General features: G+C 74.3%; 8 protein-coding genes. 5 read left to right on the top strand and 3 right to left on the bottom strand.

The window, feature by feature from the left end:
* Positions 1–40: 40 nt before the first annotated feature.
* From ACFXPX_RS42505 to ACFXPX_RS42495, 3 genes are all read right to left on the bottom strand, one after another.
* Complete coding sequence (locus tag ACFXPX_RS42505; RefSeq protein ID WP_380528811.1) at positions 41–2,062, bottom strand: carbamoyltransferase C-terminal domain-containing protein; 2,022 nt, start codon at positions 2,060–2,062, stop codon at positions 41–43.
* Between the two features lie 182 nt (positions 2,063–2,244).
* Positions 2,245–2,817: an ATP synthase F0 subunit B gene (locus tag ACFXPX_RS42500; protein ID WP_380644991.1), complete on the bottom strand. Its 573-nt coding sequence runs from the start codon at positions 2,815–2,817 to the stop codon at positions 2,245–2,247.
* Positions 2,818–2,883: 66 nt separating this feature from the next.
* Positions 2,884–3,789, bottom strand: coding sequence for an MBL fold metallo-hydrolase (locus ACFXPX_RS42495; protein WP_380644990.1), 906 nt, complete (start codon positions 3,787–3,789; stop codon positions 2,884–2,886).
* Positions 3,790–4,079: 290 nt separating this feature from the next.
* Between ACFXPX_RS42495 and ACFXPX_RS42490 the strand changes: the two genes are divergently transcribed.
* The 5 genes from ACFXPX_RS42490 to ACFXPX_RS42470 form a co-directional block, all read left to right on the top strand.
* The gene (locus tag ACFXPX_RS42490) at positions 4,080–5,345 is read left to right on the top strand and encodes a beta-ketoacyl-[acyl-carrier-protein] synthase family protein (RefSeq protein ID WP_380528806.1); all 1,266 of its coding nucleotides are present in this window, start codon (positions 4,080–4,082) and stop codon (positions 5,343–5,345) included.
* Positions 5,342–6,619, top strand: a complete 1,278-nt coding sequence (locus ACFXPX_RS42485) for a ketosynthase chain-length factor (RefSeq protein WP_380644989.1) — start codon at positions 5,342–5,344, stop codon at positions 6,617–6,619. The genes ACFXPX_RS42490 and ACFXPX_RS42485 overlap by 4 nt, the downstream gene beginning before the upstream one ends.
* Positions 6,620–6,663: 44 nt before the next feature.
* Positions 6,664–6,924: an acyl carrier protein gene (locus tag ACFXPX_RS42480; protein ID WP_375895220.1), complete on the top strand. Its 261-nt coding sequence runs from the start codon at positions 6,664–6,666 to the stop codon at positions 6,922–6,924.
* A gap of 29 nt (positions 6,925–6,953) precedes the next feature.
* Positions 6,954–7,931 carry an aromatase/cyclase gene (locus tag ACFXPX_RS42475; RefSeq protein ID WP_380528802.1) on the top strand — a complete coding sequence of 326 codons (978 nt, stop codon included), beginning with the start codon at positions 6,954–6,956 and terminating at the stop codon, positions 7,929–7,931.
* Between the two features lie 207 nt (positions 7,932–8,138).
* Positions 8,139–9,079, top strand: a 941-nt coding sequence (locus tag ACFXPX_RS42470; protein ID WP_380644988.1) for a hypothetical protein, incomplete at its 3' end; no start/stop codon positions are given.

Genomic DNA, 9,079 nt, shown 5'->3' with positions numbered 1-9,079 from the left:
GCTTCGAAAAGCCCCACCCCCCGACCCTTTCCCCGACGGCTCAGCGGCCCTTGCGCAGCGGGTTGATCACCCCGAACGCCCCGGTCAGCGTGGACGGGTCGACGAAGGAGCCGCCCGGCCCGTGGGTACGGACGAAGTTGTCCACCAGCCCGGAGAACGACGGGTCCACCTTCGCCCGGTACGCCGCCAGCAGGTTGACCCGCTCCGGCGTGGACAACTCCCGCTCGGCGCGCAGCTGGTGGCTGCGCGAGAGGTGGTACATGCCCTCGACGGTGTAGCCGGCGTCCAGCCAGCCCTGCCACAGCGCGTCGCGGTCCGCCTCCTGCCCGGCGAAGTGCTCCAGGGCGCGCGGCCGCGGCTCGGTCGGGGCCACCGGCGCCGGCACCCCGGCGGTCGGCACCGGCTCGGCCCGCAGCTCGACCCGCCGCCCGCTCAGGTAGAGCACCGGAACGCCCTTGCGGACACAGAGGTTGAGCGCCTGCGCGGCCTGGTCGACGACCGCCTCGGCCTTGTCGTTGAGCGAGGTGTTGCACAGGATCGGCACCCCGGTCGCGGCCCGGAAGGCGTCCAGCGCCCGGTGCAGCCGCGGGTTGGACGCCGCGGTGACGGTCTGGTGCCGGGCCGAGCCGTCCAGGTGGACGATCGCGGGCACCAGCTCCCGCACCTGCGGCCGGACCTGCACGGCCTCCAGCATGTACGGCGACTCGCGGTCGGAGGCGAACCAGTCGCCCGCGTGCTCGGCCATCACCATCGGCGCGACCGGCCGCCACCACTGGCGCCGCTTGACCTCGTTCAGCAGGTCCTTGACCTTCGGCGACCGCGGGTCGCCGAGCAGGCTGCGGTGGCCCAGCGCGCGCGGACCGAGCTCGGCCCGGCCGTCCACCCAGGCGACCACGCCGTCCGAGACGTCGGCGACGAAGCGCTCGTCCTCGAAGTCCGTCACCGAGACGATCCACGGCGCGAACTCGGCCAGCGCCTCCTCGGTGTCCAGGACGTCCCGGCCGTAGTACGGGGAGGTGATCCGCAGCCCGGCGCCGTCGAGGGCGCCGGCCCCGTACAGGCCGAGCAGGCCCAGGCCGATGCCCTGGCCGGAGTCGTTGGCGCACGGCGGGGTGACCAGGCCGCGGAAGCCGAAGCGGTCCATCAGCAGGGTGTTGGTGGGGCAGTTGAGCGCGTAGCCGCCGGTGGTGGCCAGGTGGGTGTCCTCGGCGCGGATGCCGCCGACCTCCAACAGCCGCTCCACGTTGCGGATCGCGACGCCCTCGCAGCAGCGCTGGATCACCTTCATCACGGCGCTGCGCAGGTGGTCCTCACGGCTGAGCGAGTCGTCCAGCTCCGCGTCGGCGAGCTGCTCCTCGGCCGCGTCCACCACCGAGCGCACCAGGTCGTGGGCGGCCTTCCAGGGCTGGGTCGCCGAGCCGCCGAAGAAGGTGACGCCGGCGATCGCGGCCTCGGCGTCGAACTCGATCGCGGCCGTCGAGGCGGAGGCGAGCGCCATCAGCGAGCCCGGCTCCAGCCCGAACACCGTCTCGGCCGCGGTGTACAGCGGCCCGGGGGACTCCACCGGCTCGAAGGTGATCCGGCCCTGCTTCACCACGCAGCCCGCGTACCAGTACGGGTTGGGGCGGCTCTCCTGGGCGTAGTCGGGCAGCGCGTCGATCGCCAGGCCGACGATCTGCCCCTCGCGGAACAGCGGGACGTCCCGCAGCACGCCGCTGAACAGGTGCGCCAGGCTGTGCAGCGGGAAGTCCTCCGCCCCGGCCGGCTTCGGCACCGGCTGCGCCTTGGGCAGGCCGGGCGTGCCCCAGGTGGCGGTGACGTCGTCGAGGGTCAGCCCCTCCTCGGCGAGCAGCGCCGACAGGAAGGCCGCCGAGCGGCCCTCGGTGTACAGCGGCCAGAAATGGTGCTTCTGCCCGCTGACCCGCTCCAGTTCCCAGACCCGGACGAGTTCGACGTCCGCCCCGTCCCGGCGCCACAGCGCGACGTTCTGGTCGTGCCGGACCGAGAAGACCGCACCCGGCCCCGGCGGCGTGAGATAGGCGGAAAGGAAATGCTCGGCCACGGTTACCTCTTTTTCCTCGGTCTGCCAGGTTCTGTCAGGACGAGGTATTTCCGGCCCGTGCGCGAAGGGATGCCCCGGGATTTCCGGTACCCCGCCCGGGCCGGCCGCCTGCCCCCGGCACCAGCGACTACCCGGTCATTCGACCACGCGTGCGCAGGGCCGGTACATACTGAAATCCCCGTTTACGCACGGCCCCGCGCCCGGGCGTACGCATGCGCAGCGGGGGCCCGGCGGACTCCCGGCGCAACGGCCCGGGCGCCGGCCCCGGCGTCCTGCGCGGCGAAGAACTCGTCGGCGATCGCCCGGGTCCGCGGCAGCTCGGCGACCGGCTCGCCGATCACCCGCCCCGCCAGCTCCCCGGCCAGCCGGATCACGTCCTCCCGCAGCTCGGCCTCGGCCAGCACCCGGTCCGCCGCCAGCTGCACCTGCGCCTCGGCCAGCATCCCGTCCCGCAGCGCCTGCCCCTCGGCCCGCAGCCGCGCGATCAGCGCCGCCCCCTCCTCGGTGGCGGTCTGCCGGATCGCCGCCGCCTCGTGCCGCGCGGCGAGGAGTTCCGCCTGGAACTCCTCATATATCCGCTGGGCCTCCGCCCGCGCCTCCTCGGCCCGCTCGACACCCCCCTCGGTGGCGTCCCGCCGCTCCCCCAGCACCTTCTCGATCCGCGGCAGCAGCACCGCCCCGAGGATCCCGAAGATCAGGAAGAAGCAGACGAGTCCGATCACCAACTGCGCTACATCAGGCTTCAAAGGTCCCATGGCAGCAGGATAGTTGAGCTCATGTCACGCATACCTGCCGGGGTGGCGGAGCGCGGCCGGGGCCCGTCAGGCGTGGCAGGCCGGCAGTCCGCCGCAGTACTCCACCATCTCGGCGAAGAGCGCGCCCATGTCCACGGTGCTCTCCGAGCCGGGGTCGGCGTCCTCCAGGTAGGCGCGGTGCAGGTTCGGCAGCAGGCGCTCCGCGTCGAGCAGCGCCGCGAACGGCCCGGGGCCGTGCGCGGCGGCCGTCTCCCGCGGCGAGCGGCCGGCCCGGCGGCCCGCGGCCGCGAGGTCCCGCACGTAGTGCAGGTAGTCCTCGGTGGCGTCCAGGAGTTCGGGGCCGCCGACCGGCCCGTGCCCGGGCACGACGGTCCTCGCGCCGAGCGCCCGCAGCTCCTCGACGGCCCGCAGCGAGCCGGCCAGCGAGCCCATCGGGAAGAACGGGGTGACGCCCGCCATCACCAGGTCCCCGGTGTGCAGCACCCCGTGGTCGGGCAGCCAGACGGCGGTGTCCCCGGTGGTGTGCGCCGTCCCGAAGTGCAGCAGCTCGATCCGTACGTCCCCGCGGTGCAGTGAGGTCCGGCCGGCGAAGGTGAGGTCGGCGGCCCGCACGGTGAGGTCGCCCCAGGAGACGCCGGGCCACAGCGTGGTCAGGTGCAGTCCGGCGGCGAGCGCCTCCCGCCGGGCGTTCTCGTGCGAGACGACCGCGGCCTCCGGGAACAGCGCGTTGCCGAAGCTGTGGTCGCCGTGCGAGTGGGTGTTGACGAGCAGCCCCGGCGGCGTCGCGCAGACCCCCAGCACGGCCGCGCGCAGGGCCAGGGCGCGGGCCTCGGTGGCCGCGGTGTCGATCAGCACCGCGCCGTCCCCCGTCGCGACCAGCCCGGCGTTGTTCAGGCACCAGCCGCCGTCGGGCTGCACGTACGCGAAGACGCCCGCGGCGACTTCCTCCAGCGTGGGGTCCTGGGCGGGCATGACGGGCTCCCGGGGTGGTCGGACGGATGTCGGGGGCGTGCGACGGGCGCAGGCCCGGCCAAGCTCCCAGCCCCCGCTAGAGCCGGGCTCGACGACCGCCACAGCGCCCGGACCGGCACCTTCGGCCTGACCAGGCGTCAAGGCCGCTTCGAGTGCGGCTTGAGGCACCGCTCGCACGCTGTTGCCGTTCCAGGGCCCCCGGGTCCGAAGACGGGCCCCAGGGCCCGTTCCCATTCGGAAGGAGGACCGTCCATGGTCCGCAGCAATCGAGGCCGTGAAGGAGCAGGACGATGACCCGAAGGGTGGTGATCACCGGCATGGGGGTGCGGGCACCGGGCGGCACCGGGACCAAGGAGTTCTGGAGCCTGCTGTCCGAGGGCCGCACCGCGACCCGCCGCATCTCCTTCTTCGACCCGGCCCCGTTCCGCTCGCGGATCGCCGGCGAGGTCGACTTCGACCCGCAGCTGGAGGGCCTGGGGGCGCGCGAGCTGCGCCGGATGGACCGGGCGACCCAGTTCGCCGTCGCCTGCACCCGCGAGGCCGTCGCCGACAGCGGACTGGACTTCGCCTCGCTCGACCCGCACCGGATCGGCGTGAGCCTCGGCAGCGCGGTGGCCGCCGCGACCAGCCTGGAGCGCGAGTACCTGGTGCTGTCCGGCGCCGGCCGGGACTGGCAGGTGGACCACGACTACCTGTCCCCGCACATGTTCGACTACTTCAGCCCCGGCGCGATGCCGGCCGAGATCGCCTGGGAGGTCGGCGCCGAGGGGCCGGTCACCCTGGTCTCGGACGGCTGCACCTCCGGTCTGGACTCGGTCGGCTACGGCGTCCAGCTGATCCGCGAGGGCTCCGCCGACGTGGTGCTCGCCGGCGCCGCCGACACCCCGGTGTCGCCGATCGTGGTGGCCTGCTTCGACGCCATCAAGGCCACCACGCCCCGCAACGACGACCCCGAGCACGCCTCCCGCCCGTTCGACGACTCCCGCAACGGCTTCGTGCTGGCCGAGGGCTCCGCGATGTTCGTGCTGGAGTCGCTGGAGTCGGCCCTGGCCCGCGGCGCGCACATCCACGCCGAGGTCGGCGGCTACGCGACCCGCTGCAACGCGTACCACATGACGGGCTTGAAGAAGGACGGCCGCGAGATGGCCGAGGCCATCCGGCTCGCCCTCGACGAGGCCCGGCTCGACCCGACCGGCGTGCACTACGTCAACGCGCACGGCTCGGGCACCAAGCAGAACGACCGGCACGAGACCGCGGCGTTCAAGCGCAGCCTCGGAGCCCACGCCTACGAGGTGCCGGTGAGCTCGATCAAGTCCATGATCGGGCACTCGCTCGGGGCGATCGGCGCGATCGAGATCGCCGCCTCCGTCCTGGCGATCGAGCACAACGTCGTCCCGCCGACCGCGAACCTGCACACCCCGGACCCGGAGTGCGACCTGGACTACGTCCCGCTGACGGCACGCGAGCTGCGGGTGGACAACGTCCTCACCGTGGGCAGCGGCTTCGGCGGATTCCAGAGCGCGATGGTCCTGCGACGTCTGGAGTCCGCCGCGTGAGCACCCCCGCCACCCTCTCCACCCCCGCCACCGGCTCCGCCGCCACCACCGCCACGGCCGCCCCCGTCGTCACCGGCCTCGCCGTGCTGGCCCCCAACGGCTTCGGCACCGAGGCCTTCTGGGCCGCCACACTGGCCGGCCGGCACGGCATCGGCGAACTCACCCGGCTGGACACCACCGGCCTGCGGACCCGGCTGGCCGGTGAGATCCGCGACTTCGACGCGACGGCCCTGCTGCCGGGCCGACTGCTCCCGCAGACCGACGTGTCCTCCCGCTACGCCCTGGTCGCCGCCGAACAGGCCCTGGCGGACGCGGAGTTGGATCCGGACAGCCTGTCCGACTACGCGCAGGGCGTCTGCACCTCGACCGCCCAGGGCGGCTTCGAGTTCACCCACCGCGAGTTCCGGAAGCTGTGGAAGCAGGGCCCGGAGTTCGTCAGCGTCTACGAGTCCTTCGCCTGGTTCTACGCCGTGAACACCGGCCAGATCTCCATCCGCCACAAGATGCGCGGCCCCTCGGCGGCGCTGGTCGGCGAGCAGGCGGGCGGGCTGGACGCCCTCGGCCACGCCCGGCGCGGCATCCGCCAGGGCACCGCGCTGATGCTCAGCGGCGGCGTGGACTCCGCGTTCGACCCGTGGGGCTGGGCCGCCCAGCTGTCGGGCGGCCGGACCAGCCCGGTGTCGGACCCGACCCGCGCGTTCCTGCCCTTCGACCGGGACGCCTCCGGGCACCTGCCCGGTGAGGGCGGCGCCATGCTCGTCATCGAGGACGCCGGTTCGGCCGCCCGGCGCGGGGCGCCGCGGGTCCTCGGCGAACTCGCCGGGTACGCGGCGACCTTCGACCCCCGGCCCGGCTCCGGCCGACCTCCGGGGCTGCGGCGCGCGGCCGAACTGGCCATCGCCGACGCCGGGTTGCTCCCCTCCGACATCGACGTCGTGTTCGCCGACGCGGCCGGCAGCCCGGCGGCCGACCGGGCCGAGGCGGAGGCGATCACTGCGGTCTTCGGCCCGCACGGCGTACCCGTCACCGCCCCCAAGTCGCTGTTCGGGCGGCTCGCGGCGGGCGGCGGCCCGGTGGACACCGCGCTCGCCCTGCTGTCGATCCGCGACGGCGTCGTCCCGGCGACCGCCCACACCACCCACGTGCCGCAGGAGTACGGCCTGGACCCGGTGCGCGGCGAGGCCCGCCCGCTGCGGGTGCGCGCCGCCCTGGTGCTGGCCCGGGGCCACCGCGGCTTCAACGCGGCCCTGGTCGTCACCGCCCCCGGCCGCTGAGCGGCGCCCGCACCACCCCCGACCACACCTCCGAGGAGAGACCCATGACCACTCCCATGACCGTCACCGACCTGCGCCGCATCCTGGTGGCCTGCGCGGGTGAGGGCGACGGCCCGGTCCTCGACGAGAACACCCTGGACACCCCGTTCGAGGACCTCGGCTACGACTCGCTGGCCCTGATGGAGACCGCCTCCCGGATCGAGCGGGAGCTCGGCGTCACGTTCCCGGGCGACGCGTTCGCCGACGCCGACACCCCGGCCGCGCTGCTCGCCGTGGTCAACGGCGCCCGCCCGGCCGTCCGCTGACCACCGCCCGGCGAGTCGAGGAGAGCACCGTGCAGGAAGTCCCGTCCGGGAACGGACGCGAAGCGAACCACCGGATCCGCACCACCGAGCACCGGCGCACCGTCGCCGCGCCGCCGGCCGCCCTGTACGAGCTGGTCGCGGACGTCACCCGGTGGCCGGCCGTGTTCGGCCCGACCGTGCACGTCCAGCACCTGGAGCACACCGGCGACCGGGAGCGGTTCCGGATCTGGGCCGTGCTCAACGGCGCGGTGAGCAACTGGACCTCCCGGCGCGTGCTGGACCCGGTCACCCGCCGGATCGACTTCCGCCAGGAGGTCAGCCGGGCGCCGGTGGCCTCGATGGGCGGCAGCTGGGAGTTCCTGGAACTCCCCGGCGGGCACACCGAGGTGGTGCTCCGGCACGCGTTCACCGCGGTGGACGACGACCCGGAGCAGGCCGAGTGGATCACCCGGGCCGTGGACCGCAACAGCCCGTCCGAACTCGGCGCGCTGGCCCGGGTCGCCGAGCTCGGGCACCCGGTGGACGAGGTGGTGTTCAGCTTCACCGACGAGGTCGAGCTGACCGTCGGGGCGGCCGAGGCCTTCGCGTTCGTCGACCGGGCCGACCGCTGGGCCGAACTCCTCCCGCACGTCGACGAGGTGGCCCTGGAGGAGCCCGAACCCGGCGTCCAGCGGCTGGAGATGGTCACCCGCACCGCCGACGGCGCCACCCACCGCACCGCGTCCTGGCGGGTCTGCCAGGAGCCGGAGTGGATCGCCTACAAGCAGTCCGCCCCGCCGGCCCTGCTGCTCGGCCACAGCGGGCTGTGGACCTTCGGCACCGACGCCCGGGGCCGCCCGGTCGCCACGGCCCGGCACACCGTCGCGGTCGACCCGGCGGCCGTCCCGGCGGTGCTCGGCCCGGGCAGCACGCTCGCGGACGCCCGGGCCCACCTGCGCGAGGCCCTCGGCGGCAACAGCCTGCGCACCCTGTCCTTCGCGGCCGGTGCGACGACCGAGGCCCGCTGACCCTCCCGCCCCACCACCCGGCGGTGGCCCGGGCCGGGCCCCCCCGGGCGCGCCCCCGCCCCCGCCGCACCCGCCGGCAGGGAAACCCCCGGTGACCCTCGGACAGGCACCCCCACCCCACACGGCGGTACGGGGCGGGGGGGCCCGCGGCCCGCCCGCGCGGGGCCGGCCCCGGGGCGCCGCCGCACCCTCAGGAAGGAACACCCCATGTCACCGTCGCACAGACGCACCCAGCGCACCTGGCTGACCGCCGCGGGGATCGCCGCGGGGATCTGCGGACTGCTCGGCACCGTCGCCGTGCTGCCGGCCGCCTCGGGCGCCGAGGCCGTCCAGGTGTGCCGGGCCACCCTCGACGGCGAGACCACCGACACCGTCGGCTCCGCCGAGGCGGACTCCGCGCTCGACACCGCCGGCGCCTACGCGGGCCCGTGCGCCGAGTACGGCCCGGCCGTCAAGGTCGGCAACGGGAGGATGCGCACCTACGCGCAGTTCTCCAAGGGCCGGCCGACCGCCCTCGGCTTCGTCTTCGACCGCACCGCGCTCACCGGGCTGCCCGAGCCGCACACCACGGACCGCAAGGACTGCTACGACGTCAACGGGGACGGCCGGATCGACCCCGCGACCGAGTGCATCCACCACCAGAGCTACCCGTTCGACCTGCCCGGCACGTACACCAAGAAGTCCGGGCCGTTCACCTGGGCGCTGGTCAACTGGAACGCCGAGGGCCACGACCCGCAGGGCGTCTACACCGCCCCGCACTTCGACTTCCACTTCTACATCCAGAGCCGCAAGGACCGGGACGCCATCCGGGTCGGCCCCTGCGCCGGCCCCGGCCTGACCGACTGCGACGACTTCGCCACCGCGCGCAAGCCCGTGCCCGCGAAGTACACCGCCCCGGACTACGCCGACTTCGGCGCGGTCGTCGCCAAGATGGGCAACCACCTGATCGACGGCACCGGCCCGGAGTTCCACGGCCGGCCGTTCACCAAGGCGTTCCTGTACGGGAACTACGACGGCGGGATCACCTTCTACGAGCCGATGATCACCTACCAGTGGCTCATCGACCTCAAGCCCGGCGACAAGGTCTGCACCCCGGTCAAGACGCCGGCGGCCTTCCAGCAGGCAGGCGACTACCCGACCAGCTACAC

This window comes from Kitasatospora sp. NPDC059146, assembly GCF_042786665.1.
GTDB lineage: Bacteria > Actinomycetota > Actinomycetes > Streptomycetales > Streptomycetaceae > Kitasatospora.
The sequence above is the reverse complement of the archived record's forward strand: the minus strand, read 5'-3'. Positions and strand labels throughout refer to the sequence as shown.

Coding starts and splice junctions, on each gene's coding strand:
- ACFXPX_RS42490 (WP_380528806.1), top strand. CDS start 4,080: ATGACCCGAAGGGTGGTGATCACCGGCATGGGGGTGCGGGCACCGGGC.
- ACFXPX_RS42500 (WP_380644991.1), bottom strand. CDS start 2,817: ATGGGACCTTTGAAGCCTGATGTAGCGCAGTTGGTGATCGGACTCGTC.
- ACFXPX_RS42480 (WP_375895220.1), top strand. CDS start 6,664: ATGACCACTCCCATGACCGTCACCGACCTGCGCCGCATCCTGGTGGCC.
- ACFXPX_RS42495 (WP_380644990.1), bottom strand. CDS start 3,789: ATGCCCGCCCAGGACCCCACGCTGGAGGAAGTCGCCGCGGGCGTCTTC.